This is a genomic window from Corynebacterium sp. MSK122, from assembly GCF_030229435.2.
Lineage (GTDB): Bacteria > Actinomycetota > Actinomycetes > Mycobacteriales > Mycobacteriaceae > Corynebacterium > Corynebacterium marquesiae.
This window is the reverse complement of record NZ_JASPHV020000004.1, coordinates 106,714-125,005: the sequence shown is the minus strand read 5'-3', so window position 1 is coordinate 125,005 and position 18,292 is coordinate 106,714. Positions and strand designations below refer to the sequence as shown.

Annotated in this window: 13 protein-coding genes, 2 tRNA genes and 2 pseudogenes; 8 read left to right on the top strand and 9 right to left on the bottom strand. The window is 53.9% G+C overall.

Annotation, left to right across the window (positions count from 1 at the left end):
* Positions 1–776: pseudogene (locus QP934_RS03160) on the bottom strand (IS3 family transposase); the annotation flags it as partial.
* A gap of 38 nt (positions 777–814) precedes the next feature.
* Here QP934_RS03160 and QP934_RS03155 point away from each other — a divergent pair.
* Positions 815–1,225, top strand: a pseudogene (locus tag QP934_RS03155) (IS1249 family transposase); the annotation flags it as partial.
* A gap of 123 nt (positions 1,226–1,348) precedes the next feature.
* Here QP934_RS03155 and QP934_RS03150 read toward each other — a convergent pair.
* Positions 1,349–1,421 (bottom strand) — tRNA-Asn (locus tag QP934_RS03150).
* Between the two features lie 1,148 nt (positions 1,422–2,569).
* Here QP934_RS03150 and QP934_RS03145 point away from each other — a divergent pair.
* From QP934_RS03145 to QP934_RS03135, 3 genes are all read left to right on the top strand, one after another.
* Positions 2,570–2,989 (top strand): hypothetical protein, encoded by a 420-nt coding sequence (locus tag QP934_RS03145; protein WP_419126786.1) that lies wholly within the window; start codon positions 2,570–2,572, stop codon positions 2,987–2,989.
* A gap of 362 nt (positions 2,990–3,351) precedes the next feature.
* Positions 3,352–3,477 carry a hypothetical protein gene (locus tag QP934_RS03140; protein WP_419126785.1) on the top strand — a complete coding sequence of 42 codons (126 nt, stop codon included), beginning with the start codon at positions 3,352–3,354 and terminating at the stop codon, positions 3,475–3,477.
* Position 3,478: 1 nt separating this feature from the next.
* The gene (locus QP934_RS03135) at positions 3,479–5,014 is read left to right on the top strand and encodes a DUF726 domain-containing protein (RefSeq protein WP_419126784.1); all 1,536 of its coding nucleotides are present in this window, start codon (positions 3,479–3,481) and stop codon (positions 5,012–5,014) included.
* A gap of 162 nt (positions 5,015–5,176) precedes the next feature.
* Here QP934_RS03135 and QP934_RS03130 read toward each other — a convergent pair whose 3' ends face one another.
* The 7 genes from QP934_RS03130 to QP934_RS03100 all read right to left on the bottom strand — a co-directional run bounded on the left by QP934_RS03130 (position 5,177) and on the right by QP934_RS03100 (position 13,741).
* Positions 5,177–6,031 carry a MurR/RpiR family transcriptional regulator gene (locus QP934_RS03130; protein WP_419126783.1) on the bottom strand — a complete coding sequence of 285 codons (855 nt, stop codon included), beginning with the start codon at positions 6,029–6,031 and terminating at the stop codon, positions 5,177–5,179.
* On the bottom strand, positions 6,031–7,209 hold the full coding sequence (locus QP934_RS03125; RefSeq protein ID WP_419126782.1) for a M20 metallopeptidase family protein: 1,179 nt from the start codon (positions 7,207–7,209) through the stop codon (positions 6,031–6,033). The genes QP934_RS03130 and QP934_RS03125 overlap by 1 nt, the downstream gene beginning before the upstream one ends.
* A 13-nt stretch (positions 7,210–7,222) precedes the next feature.
* Entirely contained in the window at positions 7,223–8,380 is a 1,158-nt protein-coding gene (locus QP934_RS03120; RefSeq protein ID WP_419126781.1) for an amidohydrolase family protein, read from the bottom strand.
* Positions 8,370–9,677: a glutamine synthetase gene (locus tag QP934_RS03115; RefSeq protein WP_419126780.1), complete on the bottom strand. Its 1,308-nt coding sequence runs from the start codon at positions 9,675–9,677 to the stop codon at positions 8,370–8,372. The genes QP934_RS03120 and QP934_RS03115 overlap by 11 nt, the downstream gene beginning before the upstream one ends.
* On the bottom strand, positions 9,677–11,107 hold the full coding sequence (locus QP934_RS03110; RefSeq protein ID WP_419126779.1) for an APC family permease: 1,431 nt from the start codon (positions 11,105–11,107) through the stop codon (positions 9,677–9,679). Before QP934_RS03110 ends, QP934_RS03115 begins: the two co-directional genes overlap by 1 nt.
* Before the next feature lie 1,108 nt (positions 11,108–12,215).
* Complete coding sequence (locus QP934_RS03105; RefSeq protein ID WP_419126778.1) at positions 12,216–12,635, bottom strand: organic hydroperoxide resistance protein; 420 nt, start codon at positions 12,633–12,635, stop codon at positions 12,216–12,218.
* A gap of 380 nt (positions 12,636–13,015) precedes the next feature.
* Positions 13,016–13,741, bottom strand: a complete 726-nt coding sequence (locus QP934_RS03100) for a DUF5067 domain-containing protein (protein ID WP_419126777.1) — start codon at positions 13,739–13,741, stop codon at positions 13,016–13,018.
* Positions 13,742–14,092: 351 nt separating this feature from the next.
* Between QP934_RS03100 and QP934_RS03095 the strand changes: the two genes are divergently transcribed.
* The 4 genes from QP934_RS03095 (at position 14,093) to QP934_RS03080 (ending at position 18,258) form a co-directional block, all read left to right on the top strand.
* A tRNA-Ile gene (locus QP934_RS03095) sits at positions 14,093–14,166 on the top strand.
* Between the two features lie 108 nt (positions 14,167–14,274).
* Positions 14,275–15,330, top strand: a complete 1,056-nt coding sequence (locus QP934_RS03090; RefSeq protein ID WP_419126776.1) for a TRIC cation channel family protein — start codon at positions 14,275–14,277, stop codon at positions 15,328–15,330.
* Positions 15,331–15,426: 96 nt separating this feature from the next.
* On the top strand, positions 15,427–17,034 hold the full coding sequence (locus tag QP934_RS03085) for a mechanosensitive ion channel domain-containing protein (protein WP_419126775.1): 1,608 nt from the start codon (positions 15,427–15,429) through the stop codon (positions 17,032–17,034).
* Positions 17,035–17,169: 135 nt separating this feature from the next.
* Entirely contained in the window at positions 17,170–18,258 is a 1,089-nt protein-coding gene (locus QP934_RS03080; protein WP_419126774.1) for an alkene reductase, read from the top strand.
* Positions 18,259–18,292 lie beyond the last annotated feature (34 nt).

Sequence of the window (18,292 nt, the reverse complement as noted above, 5' to 3'; positions counted from 1 at the left end):
AAACGCGGTGTAGGCGAATCCTGACAGGGTGCGAACGTAGGTAATGTCGGCAACCCACAGCCTGCCTGGTGCCTGCGCACGGAAGTTTCGGCGCACAAGATCCGGGCGATGATCCGGTGTCTTCGGGTTAATTGTTGTTACCGGGGCTCGCCCACGTCTGCGGCCGGAAACACCTGCTAGCTTCATCAGGCGTGCAGTCTTGTCGCGGCCGATATGAAAGCCTTCACGGTTCATCGCGTGCCACATTTTGCGGATGCCGTAAACCGAGAAATTCTCCGCGTGAACACGCTGTATTTCTGGGATGAGCAGGCTATCGCTTAAGGCTCTTGCGCTGGGAACACGAGTGGTCGCCTTGCGGTAGCCACGAGAGGTGATGAATCCACGATCTGCCTGTTTTAGAACTCTGCAGATGGCCTCGACCCCAAACTGATCTTTGTACGCGTCGATGTAGGAGATCATTTGGTCGTGGGTCGGTCGAGTTCCGCTGCGAAAAAAGCCGAAGCAGTCTTAAGAATCCCGTTTGCTCGTTTCAGTTCGCGGTTTTCGCGGCGCAGACGCTTGAGCTCTTCTTCCATTGTCTCGCCGCCTGAAGCGTCAGAGTCATCACGTACTGAAGCGCTGTCACGGTACCAAGCCCGCAACGTGTGGTGAGATACTCCAAGCAGCTCACCGACCTCCGTGTAGGCGCGTTGCAGTGAGCAAGACTCCAGGCGGACCATTTCGATGATCTGATGGACCGCCTTCTCCTTGAACTCGACGGAATACTTTCTAGGCATAGTTCAATCCTTCCTTAGCTGAGGTAGGAACTAAACCCAGGACGCTTCAAAACAGTCTGAATCATCTATGGCGCCAAGGCATGCTCTTTGTCTACATCAATCAACCTAAAGGCGTCTTAGAACCTGACCGAATCAAATCTACGACCAACAGTCTTGAAGGCGGGATTAACGCTCGTCTGAAAGAGATTGCGCGTGCTCACCGAGGCAGAACAAATGAACACCAGCGCAAAATGCTGGACTGGTGGCTGTACCTAAAAACAGAACTGCCCGACGATCCACTACAAATCGCCAGGCAGTCCCACTGGGGCCAGGACCAACTCGCCAAAGTATCCATCCTGACCCACACCGAGAACCAAGTCGACCACGAAACAGGACGACCAGCCCTCTACGACAACGGTATCGACACCGAGTACACCCACTCAATCGGCATCCAAAAAGGCCAAATCTAACCCCAGCGACACGCCGAGCCAGACACACATTTTGACCCTTAACCCGTATTCCACGGTATAGGGCAAAATGTAGAAACCCCCTCCCACCAGCGTTTCTGCTGGTAGAAGGGGATAAATTATTTGCTCCTCCAACTGGGCTCGAACCAGTGACCCTTCGATTAACAGTCGAATGCTCTGCCAACTGAGCTATGGAGGATTATGCGTACGCTGTACATCGAACTTGCGGTTCTCTGTGCAACGAGAACTAACTATATAGGCCATCGGTTAAACAGACAAACTGGCAGCTCATGGCCAGGTTTATGTTACTTAAGTAGTGGACGTTGAGAAGTCCTTCCTGGAGCGAATGATATTGTTTTGCTGACGAGTTGAGGTCTTCCGGATTTAGTGAGACTTGAACGGTTTTAGCAGAGAGGTTTGGGATGCGTGTACTGATTGTGAGCCTACTGGGCTCCGGAAAATGGTGTTCCCCAGCAGGGACTTGCTTGGAATAGTGAAATCCTCGTAAATGCTGGTCACCAGGTACTAGTAATCGCACCGCCTCCAAACTTCAGTAGAAAGGTGAATTTAAGAACTTGGCTAAGGACGCAACTTTTTAAGCCAGCAAAGTCCATTGAATGCGGTGAGAAAGGCGAGCAGATACTGAGGACAGGTTTTTCCTGCTGGCGGTTCTTTATCGCTGAGAATTCCGCATCAAGGCACTGTTGCGTTGGGGATGCTCTGGGCAACTGCTGCTAGGCGGAAGATTGTCGCCGAGTCCCAACCTGACGTTGTAGTGGAAACCGTTCCGGCTTTACCTACTGTGGTTGTTGCTCGGTTGGTATCGGGATTTTTGAAGGTTCCCTATGTAATTGACCTCCGTGATGCGTGGCCCGACTTGTTACGAGATTGGGAAAGTGGAACGAAGAAGTTGGAACGCCATCTAAACGAGGAAGGCTGCTAAGTAAGGGCCCAGCTCAGGCTCTTGTATTCTTTGTAGAAAAGGTGGTGGAGTCTTGTCTCAAAAGTACTGGGTCGACGCTGGGCACGGGGTACGAAGCAGTACGAGGAGCGGGGTGGTTAGGTGGGGCGTCGGCAAGTTGGGCGGTGGCAGAAGACTCGCTGGCGAGCAGGGGGAAGGCGGGGCGCCTGTGTGATGCGGATTTTTTGGGGGGGAATCCGGACAGGCTAAAGGCAAGAAGCCTCCTAGCCGCAAGGCTACAAGCATCACAATTGATCAGTCTTTCATATTTTCCTGGGCCTTGGCGTTGTGTGCATCCGTATGTCGTTTCGTTTCATGCCTTAACCCAGCAGACGCTGGTAGCGTTTTATTACATACCCCAACCGGCAGCCACGGGGGCCAATTCTATGGACGGCGATATTATTGGGCTGCTCGTATACGCCGGGTTAGTGCTTATCATGGTGTTCTACTGGACCTATTACGTTTTGCGCAGGAATCCCAGATCGGAAGAGTGGTACGACGAACCCGCCTGGGAAGGTGTAGTAAGTGATGGCGTGCTGTTTTATTATCCTTATAGCACGCTAGTTTTGGGCGTTGGCGGTATCGCAGGGGTGGTCGATGGTGCTAACCCTCCCGAATTTGTTGGCACGGTGCTGAAGGTTGCGTTGATGGTGGCTCTCGTCATCGGAGCCGTTGGATTTACAGGTGGGGTCGGGGTTCCGCTTCCGTGGCCTTTCGTTCCGCATTGGGTCGTAGACATCCGCGGAGCAAAACGTGGTCGGAGGCGCGAGCGCAGACAAGCCAGAAAGAGGGAAAGGGAAGAATAGGCCTGACTTTTTTCAGTGTCAGGAACCGTTGAAAATCGAGGTCATCAAGCTGGAGTTCCTTTAGCCCAGCAGGTGAGACTATAAGAATCTATGGCTGCGTGCAGCGAGTCCGGGGGATAACCGGCGCTTTGTCCCGAGCTTTCAGTTTTCCTGGTGGTACGTTGAGTGTTGGCGAGGGGCGGAAAGCGGCTCTAAGGCGTTACGCATAGAAGGATTGGTATACGATTTATATATTCCTTATTCCTTTGCCGAAAGTCTGCGCGTCATGACCAAGAAAACTCCATTAAATCTGCCGCAATTTCGTTTAACTCTGAGGAAGATGGCTCTTTTTCTGCGAGCTGCGTTCTAATCTTGGGCGGGTTGTGCGCGTTGCGCAGCGTGGTGACTCCCAGTCACCGGCGGTAGAGGGCGACGCTGAACTTGCTGGGTCGCCGGCTATTGTCGATGCGCTGTGGCTCGCTGCGGTGGGCCAGGAAGGAGTCGGATGATGTGGAAGCGCAACGTTCGTCTGTCGTGGCTGCTGTTCAGGAAGACTTCAATTTCAATAACGAGTTTATTAGCCCAGACAATCAAAGAGACTTCGCCGCTAAGGCGGTAAAGCGCGCAGTCAAGCGCCACGGGGGAGAAGCCCAAGAGCTGAGGGAGCAAGCCATCGCTTCCGCAAAGCTGGCCACGACCTTGGCCGAGCTCACGGACACGCTAAGCAGCGACACCGAAGAGGGACGGTGCTCTCGTTGCTTGACCAAATCCACCCACAGGAAATCGAAGTCCAAATCGCTGTACGTGTGCGAGAACTGCGGCTCGGCGACGTCCCATTGCACCGTGCCTCAGTGCGATAACTTCGCCACCGCCGGCCTCGGTTTGGTGGCTTTGCCGACCGTGTGTGCAGAACACCTTCACCAAGTCCCTGATTTTGAGCGCCTCGACCATCGCATTGCTGACCTCACCCAGTGGCGTGAGCTCCGTGAATTCAAGGCAGCAAATGTTGGTCGCGCAGCCAAGCTTGCGGCCGCCGGCGTCGCAACTCTAGCCGTGGGCGCTACCGGTGGATTGCTGGCAGCTCCGATGGTCGGCGGTGCGGTAGGTACTACGTTCCTAGGCTTTTCTGGCGCAGTAGCACAAAACGCTGGTCTGGCAGCGCTCGGTTTCGGCTCCTTGGCGTCTGGCGGTTTAGGTATGGCAGGCGGCAGCATGGTCGTTGCCGCTGCTGGTGGACTGCTCGGCTCCGCATACGGAGTAAAAGCGCTTAACTCCTATATTGGCGAGGATGACTCCTTTGATATTCAGTGCGTCCGCAAGGGGAGCGGTACGCCCGTCTTGATCGCACGTGGTTTTACCACTGAGAAAAAGCTCGATTGGCGTACCGAAGTTAAGGCGGTCGAAGCCGCCTACCCTGATTCTCCGATTTATCTCGTGACGTGGGGAAGCAAGGAAATGCTGGAGCTTGCCGGTTTCCTATCTCCGGGAGCTGGTTTCGCCGGCGGCGCCGTGCTGAAGGGCATGGTCAAACATGCCGGAAAGAAGTTGGCCAAGAAGGCAACCCCTGCTGGCTTGGCGCTAGGCGCCTTGGACTTGGTCAAGAACCCGTGGACGGTTGCGGTTAACCGTGCAAATAAGACCGCAATGACGCTCGCCGCAATTATTCAGCGCTCCAACCTAGAATCCGTGGTGCTCGTAGGCCATAGTTTGGGCGGTCGTGTCATGCTCAACCTTGCTACTGCGCTAGCAGGCGCTGCCGGGACTGAGAATGAGGTGCGCGTTGAGGCCGTGCATCTTCTAGGTGCGGCCATTGGTCAAGATACGACGTGGGATTCTGTTGGTGAAGCCCTATCTGGTGTTGTCCACAACTACCACTCTCAGAATGACAGGGTTCTCGGATATCTATATCCTGCAGCGATGGGTGGCAGAAAGCCGATTGGTTTCGACGGACTGGACGCCTCGTTTGCAGTCAATCATGACGTGAGCGAAGCAGTTAAATCGCATTCAGCTTACTACGGAAACGTAGATTTGAACGGTGACCAGTAGACTTATCTCCGCTAAATGGTATTGATTTCCCTAGCATTGAAGCTCAGGAAATTAAAGCCGGTTAGTGCTTACCTGCAATTTCACTGGAAAACTTCTATGGAGGGAATCCACGAGGAAAGTTTTTGGCCTAACTGCTGTAGATGCCTTGGTATGCGAGTAGTTCTAGCAGAGTTCTTTTCGTAGGGCTTCGAACGACTCGAGATACTGAATTCCGGCCTTTCCAATCCTCCGAGAAACGCATTCGCAAATTGCCTCAACTAGAGCAAATGCAGGAACAAGCGTGTCAGATGGGCCGAATGCCTCAACTCGAGCTACTAACGATACATCGCTATATGCGGCGACAGGGGAAATCCACCTATCTGTGATTATTACGATGATCGCTCCATTTTCTTTGGCTAGTCGGGCAATTTGTTCTGATCGAGGACTATATCTCCGGAAATCGAAGAAAACCCAAACATCATCAGCGGAAGTTTGGTTAATTAATTCAATCAATGGGAGATCGGATAGAGGTGAAGCTATTTGGTTGCCCCGGAAGAGGCTGAGTTGAGCAACCAGATGCTGAGCTAATATCCAAGAAAAAGTTCCGCCGTGACAAATTATGCGGTGCTGTTGATCCGAGAAGAGAGCAACGATTCTTTCTAAATCGTCCTCCTTTGCGTATTTAAATGTCGCTTCAATTCCTCGCAGGTAAGCTGTAGCCGTTTGATTGAGAGTTTGTTCTAAGAGAGCACTAGATGAGTTTCTGAACTCATCCCCCGCCTGGGTAAGCGGAGATGCATCCCGTTCAGAAGTCTCATTCATCAGCGCGTTCTGAAATTGCTTAAAACCCTTGAACCCCAAGGTTTGTACAAAACGAACTATTGTTGCGCTGCTGACATTCGCTTGACTAGCAAAGTGTTGGACGGTCTTAAGGCCGACCCAAGGGTAGCTGTTTAGAAGACACCGTGCAGCATCTTTTTCTGCTTGGGAGAGGGAAGGAAATTTAGCGTTAATTTGCTCAGTGATGCTGTAGGTCATTAAGTATCCATGAGGTTATCTGCTGCGGCTATATAGCCTGTGATAAAGGCTTTAGCAACATGGGTAATTGCTTCGTCCGGCGGCAAAAATTCGGCATCGTGAAGTGAAGGCGTGTTTCCCTCCTTGACGCCAACGAAGCACATCAAAGACGGACAGTTTTCTCCGTAATAGGAAAAGTCATCTGCTCCAAGCGACCGCATGGTTTCTGCGACAGGTATGTCAACCGCTGCAGCATAGGACTCGAACTTATCGGCTAGAGAGCTGGAGTTCACCAAAGCTGGTTCGCCCGGCGTGTATATGGTTTTGGCAAAGCAACCCAGGCTTTTCGCGGTATAGGTTGCGAACTGATCGATCTGGCTCGCGAGCGCGTTATTCTTTTCCGTACTTGTACTCCTAATCGTTGCGAAGATAGTACCGGATTGGGGCAGAACGTTTGCCGCACCTTGTCCAGCGGACAAGCTACCTATGCTTACCACAGCCGGGCTCATGGGATCGCTAGTCCTGCGTACTACTTCGGATAACCCTAGCGCTATTTGGGCAGTGGGAATGGCTACGTCGCTAGCCTTGTGAGGATAAGCTCCATGCCCGCCTTTACCGACTACTTTTATCTCAATCTCACCTGCAGCGGCATTGACGAATCCTGAGCCTGCCGCGATGGAGCCGAGTTGAATAGCTGGGTGCACATGTGCACCTATAACATGGTTAACTTCATGGCTTTCTAATAGACCGGATTCAGAGATGTCGAGAGCTCCTGAAGGATAGGTTTCTTCTCGTGGTTGGAGAATGGGGACTAATCCAAAAGGAAGATCTAAATTCTTAGCTGCGTTGATGACGCCTGCTAGAGCTGCGAGATGGACGTCGTGACCGCACGCATGCATTTTGCCGGAAGCAGCCGACCATTCGACGTTTGTGTTCTCAGACACCGGCAATGCATCTAACTCGCCGCGCATGCCAATGCTCGGCCCCGTTGCTGGGCCGACACGGCCGATTGCGCCCGTGCTTGCAACGGGATCAAAGTGGATGCCCAGCTCTTCTAGCATAAGCTCTCTAGTTGGCCCCTCTTCACCGCTTAGTTGCGGATTTTGGTGGATGGCCCTTCTGAGGGCAATCGCTTTGGGGGCATTCATTTGAAATTCATCCATCCATTGGCGAAATAGCTTCTTCAATTCCTCGTTCATGAATCCGGCGCTCCTACTCTACTTTGTAAAGGCGTGCAGCATTTTCGTAACTGATCATCCGTGCTACTCGGTGGCATTCTTCCAGGGGCCAGTTTGATTCTTTGTGAAAACTGCTCAGGACCCGAGATAACCCTTCGCGAAACAATTTGGCTCCTAAGTAATACAGTTCAGGGAGTCCGAACGCATCAGAGCTGAAAAGAATCTTTCCGAAAGGGCTTACTTCTAGAGATTCGGCAATTACTGCATGCGCGCGGGCACCGGTGTAGTTAATAGCCAGTCCCACGTCGAAATAGACATGTGGAAATACATCCGCTAAGTAGCCGGCCTCCCTATGAAATGGGTAGCAGTGCAACAGCGTAAAGCGCGCACCTGAGCCGATTGATTTCCTAAAGAGTTCGGTAAGCAACAGTGGATTGCATTGATGAAGATCCACGTCATCGTCACCGTATCCAATATGGAGCTGAATTACTTGAGCAGTGTCGATAGCGAACCAGAGAAGGTATCGAGTGATAGTGCTATCCGCAAGACGAACCTTTCCGTCCTGCGCCAGCAATTTGGTGACCGATCTTGATAGTTCTTCCTTGGTAGGACGATTGGGCGAGAAATCTAAACCAACGCGATATGCTGCAATCGATTTAACGCCTATTGCGTTCTCGACTCTGGAATACAAAGTGGCGTCGAGTTCGTCGAGGAAGGCAGACACCTTATCGCCACCTTCTTCATTTTGAAACTTTTCAGCTACTTCTTCGGCGACCTTTTCTAGTCGAATTACCTCATGGACCACCTTTCCGGTCAGCTGATGCAACTCGCTTGGGGATGTAATGATGTCCGCAGAGTGGCCTGTTTCGAGGCCAAAAGTCTCGATGCCAGCGGCTTTGAGAAACTTTGAGTTCACAATATCCGGCGCCATTGTTGCGCGTTTAGCGATGTATTCTTGAGGCGAACAAAATGAGTCCAAACCTAAAATTGGTGCACAGGCGCCTCGAACTTGGAAGCCAATCTGGGAATCGAATCGTGTGGTTCCGAAAGTAGCTGGACTCGAAGATTCAGAGATGAGTTCTTCGAATTCGGAGCGCTGAAGTGGCTCGGTAACGACGCCATGGCAATGGTGGTCGAACAAGGGAAGAGATTCTAATGCCTGCAGCAACTCATTGGAGTTCTTAATAGACATCGGCATACACCTCACATTGTTCTTCGATGCTCTTATCCTTTAGCCGGGCAATCTCATCTCGTTTTACCTTAAGAAAAGTTTCTACCCATGCGTCAGAGAACCAGGAACGGACAACTTCGTTTTCTTCGAAGGTGCTAAGGGCTTCTTCCAGGGTGGAAGGCAATGGCTGACCACCAAGAGGCTCTTCGTCCGAGGCCCCGTCACCAACAACTACTTTTACCGGGTCCAGATTTTCAGCGATTCCCGCCATGCCAGCTCGTATGACAATACCCATCAAAATCCATGGATTTGCTCCGACGTCTCCACCTCGGAACTCAAAATGGTATTGCCTGTCGGGTTTTCGGTCACCAATTTCATTAGTAGGACAGATTCGTACGAGAGCTTCCCGATTTTGTTCCCCACAGAAAGCCTGTGCGACTGACCACTTATTTGGTTTTAGACGGTGGTAACTGACGGTTAGGGGAGCAAACAAGCAAGTCATCGGAGCGGCGTACTTTATGATTCCTGCGTTGAATTGGCTAGCAATCTTAGACATCCGTCCCGGGTTGTTCGGGTCGAAGGAAATGATTTCTCCATCACGACCGTAAAGCCCGTAGTGAACATGTACGCCGGATCCGCCTTCAGATGCGTCCGGAACCGGTGAAAATGTTACCTCTCGGTCAAAAGCTTTGAAGCAAGTCCGCACGATTTCTCTGAGCAGAATAGCGCGGTCGGCAGCTAGGATTGGATCAGACGGCTTCATAGTGAGTTCGTACTGGTAGGGTGCGTATTCAGGTAGCCAGCATTCCGGTTCTATGCCGGCTTGCTCCAAGATGTCGAAGACCGTGCCACCAACAGGTTCCCCATCTACGAAGCTCGAGAATGAAAACGGGTGAGTTGATTCGGTGGTATTTCTTTCAGTGAACTCGTGCTCAAAAGAAGCTGTCAGAGTAATGCCGTGCTCATCTTTTAGCTCCTCAACCGCATGCTTTAGGAAAGTGCGTGAGCAAGATTCCCACGCTGTACCATCGTTATTGACCAAATCGGCGAAGCATAGGTCAAAGTCGGGAAGATTCGGGATTCCCTTCAAATGGAATAGAGACTTGGGATCTGCAAGCAAGCGAATGTCGCCGGTTGAATCGTAAGGAATATCACTAACAATGTGGCCCAAAGGCCCGATACCTAGGTTTGCTGGCACCCAGCCGACGCTAGCGCCTTCTTTGAAATCTTTCGTGCTGACGGCGCGACCTTTTGTTCGGGCTGAGATATCACTGGTTGCGAGGAATGTGAAGGTGCTTGAATTTGGGTTAGCAGACATTATTCGATGTCCTCCTTAGTTAGCTTTTGGCCAATTTGCTTGGTTAAACGGGGATTTGCCAGAACAATAATGAGCCCGAGAAGGCACCAAATTCCTGAAATCCAGGGGAAATAGGTGTATGGCGGTTCTTGGCCCAGAACTTGAATGAAATAGACGTAGATGAGGTAGCCCAACGCCAGAATGGGAAAGATAGATTCCCACCGGGGTATAGTTGATTCTGGTTCCATGATGTATTTGATGGCCCCAACTGAGGCCATGCCATAAGCTACGACCATGCAGAGCGTGGCAATAGTTGCGTACCAGTAATATATTTCTACGCTGGACTGACCGGATGCTCCTAGGGCAAGTGCAAGGAGTAGGCCGATGGTGTTTGTAGCCCATACAGCGCTCGTAGGGATAAAGGTTATTGAATCGCGCTTGGCAAGAATTGACGGACCGAACCCGTCCCTGGAAAGGGTGTGAATGAGTCTCGAGGTGGCGGTACTCGAGCTGAGGAACGCGCCGAACGCAACAGCGAAGGCGATTACGGAAATTAGAACCGAGAACCACTGTCCTATATATATTGAGCCGAGTTGCGTCAACGTTGACGAAGATTCGGCGAATGCTTCCACACCTTCTCGGTCTGTTCCAAAACCATTGACCTGTGCGAACATGACGAAAACGTAGAGGAATCCGCCAATAATTACAGCTAAGAGTAAAGAGCGTGGAACCGTGCGTTTGGGATTTGCTGTTTCCTCCCCAAGGGACGAACCTGACTCAAACCCTGCCCAAGAGAGAAAAGCGAATACTGACGCTGTCATGATTGCTGACCAAGAGTTTCCAGCTGGTGTTAGCGATTGAAAGTCAAGTGAAGTAGTGGTATCGGAAGTTCCTTTAGTCACCTGAAATAGGATGACAATGGAGAGGATGACCATCGCAACTATTCCGACAAACCCAATCGCCAGCGTCACACGGGCCGCTGCAGACGAGTTTCTCAAATTTAAATATAGCCCCGCTCCAGAAATGATAATAGGAATGAGGAACCAAATACCTGGCGGAACTGGAACGCCCAGTTCGTGAAGCATTGCCTCAAAGAAAACGCTGCAAGCACCCAAAATACAAGTAGTCATGAAAATATAGGTGCCTAGTAACGCGAAGCCGCTAAAGAATCCAGACTTAGGGCCAATCGTAATTCCAGCTAGCGCATATACCGAACCGGCGTGCGTAACTCTCTGGAGAAGTCGTACAAATGCGTAAGCCACGAAAAGTGTTCCAGCAAAAGCAACAGCGAATGCGAAGGGTACTGCTTTGCCGACTAGGCCGGCTACTCCAATGCCATTTAATGACATGGCCATAACCGGTCCCATGAAGCCGACAGAGATCGCCGTTACTTCCCAAGTGGAAAGAATTCTTCGATTAGCGGGAGGGGAGTTCATTGGGGAGGACGCCATTTTATGGATCCTTTCATGTGGTGTTCTTTGTGAAATAAACCATACAAAGATATGATGCAGATCGCAATGGATTTAGTAAAGAAATGTAAATCACGTTCCGTTAATTTGAAGTTGGTTTAATTGCTGGAATTTGGGGCTTCGGAAGAATGAACTTTTCGTTTGGTGGCGGTTGCGGATAGTGTGGACTGCCTTACTTCTCTGTTGGGAACCCGTTTTATGACAGTAAAACGGACGAAGCTGCTCTCGGTGGTTGTAGTAAACGGCCCGTAAGTATCAGTCCTTTTCTGGAATCTTTATAGTGAATTCCTCCGGTGGGAAAGGTTTCGTAAAAAGGGTGGGAACATTCACTCAATGCCGCAAATGTTTTCGGGTGGGGACTTGCAATCCTTGAAGCGATTGACTCGTGGCGGTTTTGTGGTGTGTATCCAGGGTGAATGCCTGTCTTCCCCCCCTTGGTTGCCGGCATCAAAACAGCATCTGATGCACAACACTAGGTGCATTATGGGGGTTGATATGGGGACGCCGATACGGCGGGGTCCCACCACTGGGGTATTGACGATGAGGGCGGCGGTAGCTAGTGGTAGGTGTTTGTCTGGCGCGGCAGAAACAGTGGTGTGAAAAGGCGATTTAGGTAGTGAGTTTGAAAGTGGATTGGGAAGCCTGACGTTGGATTGTGTTGTGAAAAGTAGCTACCGTTTCATGTCATTTGCCATGGGAACAGCCAGGGCGATTTGGGTACGTTCTTGGCGTACATTGTCTAGTGGTTTCCTGACTGGCTTGGATGGGGGCAGTGTGTGGAGGACGTGTCGAGAGTGAAAGGGGCTATGGGTGTGATACTTACGGCGGTGGAGAAGTGGGCTTTTAAAATCGGTAGGTGTTCATCATGGGGGGGAGAATGTTAATTATTATGAATTGCCGATCTTATAGATGTAAACGTTTGAGTCAGAGGTCTAATAGCTAAAATCCCACGGCTGTATCTTTAAAGCCCTTAGCCTGCCACAGTGTTGCTTGTCTCTGAAACGGGATGTAGAAGAGAATCAAGCTGGCATAAAAATACCCACGCGGCGCTGAAAGTAGCGCGGCGTGGGCTGGGGGAGCGGACTAGGAATTAGTCCTGTGCAACACCAACGTTGACTTCGATGTTGCCGCGGGTGGCCTTGGAGTAAGGGCACATCTGGTGGGCGGCGTCGGCAAGCTCCTGTGCCTTGTCGTCCTCAACGCCTGGGATAGTGACCTCGAGGTCCACGCCGAGGAAGAAGCCCTCGTCGTTCTTGCCCAGGGAAACGCGGGCGCCGACGGTGGAGTTATCCACGTCTACGCCCTTGTCCTTGGCCACTGCCTTCAGAGCAGAGTGGTAGCAAGCGGCGTAACCAGCAGCGAAGAGCTGCTCCGGGTTAGCGCCCTCGCCGCTGCCGCCCATCTCCTTCGGGGCGGTCATGGTGAAATCCAGATCGGAATCCTTGACTACAGAGCGGCCGTCGCGGCCTGCTCCGGTGGAGAGTGCTTCGGTGGTGTAAACGGCGTCCATGATGACTCCTTTTCTATTGGGTCTTTGTACGTCCGCCGATTGTACGCAAGAACGCTAGTCTTCGACGATGCTGACGGTGACCCTTGGTAATGCCGCGGGTGGCGTTGGAGTAGAGGTGGATTTATGAACGTTGCCGGCACTCCGATTGGTTGTGGGGCCGGCGATAGGCCGAGCCGGAAACTCGAGCCCGACGGAAAGCTGGGAAGCCCATTTGTACCGAATACATAACGGCAGTTATAAGCGAAGATACTTATGTTGACGTGGGCTTTGGCTCGAGGATGAAGCTCTAGTCAGATCAACTTCCATTTTCGGGCGGAAGAAAAATGCTTTATAGAGCGATTGCTAGTGGTCGATTGGACAGCTCGGTAGAGCGGCTCAGCCTATTGCTCTAGGTCGAACGATTGCCTTCCAACTTCCTTCTGGCCGAAATTATCCTTAGCCACTAGTTGAACTGGAGTAAATTCGTCATCGAGTTCATAGGCGATAGTACCGCGCGCAGTGCCACCCTTTTTGATCTCCTCAAACTCATCGTCAGAAGTTTCTGGATCATAGTATCCGCCTACCGTTAGCTCGTTAACGGTATCGGGATTATTGTCCTGAACGGCCGTGAAATAAAAGGGAAAATCTGAAGCGGTCATCTTCTCATCAGTTTTATTAGTCACCTCGTAATTGAACACGATTAATGGCTTCTCGCCCGCTTCATTGCCGGCTCCGCCAGCTGGGATGATTTTGTGCTGATTGATCTTGATCGTGGTGCCAGGCATTTCGAGAACGCCGTTTTCGAAGCTCCGAGTGGAATCGGTGCTCTTTAGAGTGTTTACAGTGGCTGGTTCATCTTTGATCTTCTTCAGCTCAGCGGTGAAATCAGCATCGTCGAAGGAAACTTTGAAGCTCAAAGTGTCATTATTGACCGTGAAATCCTTTTGGTCATCCGTAGAAGCCATGAGCTCAGTATCGGTGGCTACGGAATCGCGCTGTGAAGCAACGGTATTACCAGCAGCAGCTTCGGCTGAGTCGAAGGAGCCGATCCAAAAGACCATGCGCTTTTCACCGTTATTAAATACCCACTCGACTGTGACAACGTCATCGGTCGTGCTGGCTTCCATCCACCCATCGTCCGAAGCACTGTCAACTTGTTTCCAGGTTCCGATTGCAGTGCTGGAATCGTGTTGAGATTCAGAAGCGCTCTTATCTTGCCCGCCTGATTCTTCAGAGGATTTTTCTGCGCTGGAGCAAGCCCCAAGAGACAGTGAGGAAATGATTAGGAGAGAAGAGAGAAATCTACGCATAAAAGAATTTCTACACCCAGGGGGTAGTGTTCACCCTAATCAACGTCGGTCATAGGGGGTAAAAGTTTCAGGAGGGTGGCATTACAGGCCGATGAATTGGTCTTTGGTGTCCCATTGACTAATCTTCTGAGGGCAGAGAATCGCCCTAGTGGGCGGTGCAATCTGTGTGGGGCTATAGCTCAGTCGGTTAGAGCTACGGACTCATAATCCGTTGGTCCCGGGTTCGAGCCCCGGTGGCCCCACGGTGAGAGGGAGGCGTCGGCAAGCAAGGCCGGCGCCTTTTCTCGTGCCTGGCTGCGCATATGGGTGTGCTAATTGCGCGGTGACGGGCGGTGAAGTCTAATAACCATATGGTTGAAGTGGATCCGCTCATTGAATCTCTCTACCGCTGGTCCGATATCAGTGGTGTGCTGCTGATGGGAATTATCGGTGGCACTATGGCGCGCAAGCGCGGCTACGATATCATCGGCTTCTTCTTCATTGCGATGTTTTCTTCCCTGGGCGGCGGTATGGTGCGCGATGTACTCATTAACCGCGGCACCGTTGCGGCAATGAGCCAGCCGGAATACCTCTACTTGGCTTTTACCGGTGCGCTGATTGCTCGCTTTGTTTATTTCAAAGGCAAGACCTGGGATTATCTGCAGGCGCATGGCGACGCCGTCGTTTCCGGCCTGTGGGCCGCCACCGGCGCGGTGAAGGCCATTACCTACGGCCTGCCATTGATCCCATGCATCATGATGGGCGTGTTTACCGCTACGGGCGGATCGATGATTCGTGACATCGTGATGGGGCGCGAGCCTAGCGTCTTTGGCGATAACCAACCGACGGTTATCCCGGCTGTTGCTTGCGCTGTCATCGTCTTGGTGGGCCACCACTTCGACATGATGGCGGTGGGCATGATCATCGGGCCGCTAGTTTCTATCTTCTTGGCGCTGCTGGGCATCTGGGCTGGGTGGCGCGTGCCGGCCTACCAAGATTGGGCACCTATTAATGACACCGCCGCACAGGTTAAAGTGTTGGCCAAGAAAGCCGAAAATAAAAGCCGTGCGGTTGGCCGCCGCCTCGAGCCGCACCGCCTACGTTCTTGGCGCCACCGCCAGATGGAGGCCGCGCTGCAACGCCGTATTGAAAAGGAAGTGCGCTCCGGCAAGCGTCGCAAGGAGGCTGCTGCGGAGGCTAGTGAGTTTATGGAGTCGTTTGAATCGGACGTCGATCAGCTCAGCGCCCAGACCGCGGAGACCGAGAACACCGACATTGGCGTGGATCTTAGCGGTGACTCCTATGAGGCGGAAGAGCAGGCTTCCCACGAGGAATCCCAGCGCCTGCTGGATACCATCTTGGAAGATGACAAACTTACCGATGAGCTCATTGACCGCCTCATGAAGCGTTATAACTCCCGCGGCTAGGGGCCGGGCAATCCGCGCTCGATCCATTGGCTGCTTGCACGGTTGCTGGCAGCCAACTGGCATCCAGTTTTCAGGCATGCGGCCTAGGCTAGGGGCATGAACCTGAAGTATTACTTCTACGAGCTGTGGAGCCTCTTTGTTGACCACGGCTTGCCGCTTATCGCACTATTGCTGATAGGCATTTTGATCCCGCGCATCGGCAGGCTGGCCATCCGCATTATGGAGCGCCGCCTTGATGAAGAGGAAGAGGCCACCAAGGCGCGCCTGGCACTGACCGGTGCGCTGGTCTATATCGTGCAGGCAGCAGCGTACTTCCTTATCATCTGGGCCGCGCTGACCAATCTCGGCGTGCCAGCGGTAGGTGCGGCGGTGCCGGCGACGATAGTCTCGGCCGCCGTGGGCTTTGGCGCCCAGTCCATCATTGCGGACTTTCTCTCCGGCTTCTTCATCCTGTCGGAAAAGCAATTTGGCGTGGGCGACTATGTCAGCTTCGATGGCGTGACCGATGTGGAAGGCACCGTGGTGATGCTGACCCTGCGCACTACCAAGGTGCGCACTCCCACTGGCGAGCTCGTCACCGTGCCCAATAGCTCGGCCGGCGCGGTGACCAACTATTCCCAGGAATGGTCGCGCGCCGTGGTCAACTTTGACGTGCCGGTGCAAGAGGGCGAGACCCTGCCAGAAATCACCCGCCGCGTTCGCACCATTTCCGAGCAGGCGATTCGAGAGCCGTCCATCGCCGTAGACGTCAATGGCGAGCTGGAGGTGCTGCCGGCCACCCAGCTGGTTGCCCCGCAGGCCGCCGGCCAGTCTTGGCACGTGACCTACCGCGTATTGGTGACCGTAAACCCCGCCCGCCAGTGGGCGGTGGAGCGTGCCATTCGCTCCGCGCTGCTTTCCGAGTTCTGGGATCACTACAACGTGGCCGACTTGGACGAAATCCAGCGCCCGCTTCTTCCGGCAGGCGACAATGCTGCGGCACAAGAGTCCGTCAAGGATGCCTCCGCGGCAGGGGAGGGCTCGCACCCCGATTCCCAGCCGGAACACCAGTCGCCTGAGGCGGATGGCCCGGATAGTGATGGCCCCGGAAAGCCCGCGCTGCCGGATGAGGAGGACCACGAGCCCGAGCCCACCCAAGGAATCTGGCGCGCGCTGGAGACTAATTCCAAGTTCCAGAAGATCGCCACCATTGGCGGCCGGGTCCGCGCCTCTACCACGGGCCTCATCCTGGCTCTGCTTGTCGTCGGCGCCTTGGCCCTGGCCTCGAGCAACCCCGAAAACGCCGACGCCGGCTGGCTTTCGCCCGAGCACTGGCGCGATAGCGGCGAGGCGGCCTCCTCCTCGCAGCTTTCCGACGCCCCCTCCACCAACCCCACCCCCGAATCCACCGAGACCGGCACGCAGTCCGAGCCGACAGAAGACAGCTCTGCTCCCACGGAGACCGCTAACCCGCAAGGCTCTAATGGCGCTGGCGCGACCGATACCCCTGCCGGCAGCGGTGGTGGCGGCGGTGGCCAGGGAACTGGCGCTACTGGTAATGCCTCGCCCGCCCCGAGTGCCGCCAACGGTGCAGATAACGCCGGGACTGATTCCGGCAACGGGGCCGGCACTGCGCCCACTGCCGGAAGCGACGCTGGCGACGGCACCCAAGCGTCCGGAACCGCCGGCAGCACCGGCCAAGAGATCCCGGCAGAGCCGCGCTAGTAGGGCTGGCCTTCTACAGTGAGTCGGTCCGTCCAGCGCTCATTATTGGGCGAGGTAAACCTGGCATACACGCTGGTGTCATTATCCTTTTGACAGTGGTGAAATAGTGCAGCCCGGCTGCGCGTTGCACTGGGCATGACTTCACTTTTCGAACCACTGGAACTTGGCCGATTCAAGCTAGATAACCGCGTCACCATGGCGGCACTGACCCGCCAGCGTGCAGGCGAAAGCGGTGTACCTACCGAGCTGCACCAGAAGTACTACTCGCAGCGTGCAACGGCCGGTCTGGTAGTTACGGAGGGAACTTTCCCGGCGTGGACCAACCGCGCATTCCCGGGCCAGGCGGGCATTGCGACCGACGAGCAGGCAGAAGGCTGGCGCGCCGTCGCGGACCGCGTGCACGAGGAAGGCGGCACCCTGTTCATGCAGATCATGCACGGCGGCCGCACGAGCCACCCGGACCTGATCGACGGTGCGAACCCGGAGGCGCCGAGCGCCTTTGACTGGGGCGGAACCGTGCGTGGATTCGCTGGCAAGATGGACGCGCCGGTGCCGCGCGAGCTGAAGAAGGAAGAGCTGCCGCGCATCGTGGATGAATTTCGCCAGGGCGCGCGCCGGGCTATTGATGCTGGTGTCGACGGCGTGGAGATCCATAACGCGAATGGCTACCTGCTGCACGAGTTTATGGCGGCCTCGTCCAATAAGCGCGAGGATGAATTTGGCGGCAGCCCGGAAAATCGCTGGCGCCTGCCAGAGATGGTCATTCGCGCCGTGGTGGAAGAAATCGGTCCCGACCGCGTGGGCGTGCGTTTCTCCCCGGCACACAATGTGCAGGGTGTTATCGAAGACGATCAGGAAGACATGCTGGCCACCTACGGCGGGCTTCTCGATGCCCTGGCACCGCTGAACCTGGCTTATGTGTCCCTGCTGCACGGCGAGCCGGACAGCGAGCTCATCGCCACGCTGGCACGGAAGGCACGCGCAAACGGCGTGACCAAGGTGCTCATGAATGATGGCTTCCCCACGATTACCTCCAAGGAGGATGCCCAGCGCGAAATCGAGCTGGATTATGTGGACGCCGCAGTGGTGGGCCGTCAGCTCATTGCCAACCCGGACCTGGTGCGGCGCTGGAGTGAGGGCCTTGAGCTCAACGAGCCGGACCAGGCTACGTTCTACCTGGGCGGCGAGCGCGGCTACATCGACTATGAGTATGCCGCGGACTAGGGAAGAATCCGCGGCACCAAAGGGGGCCCGACAG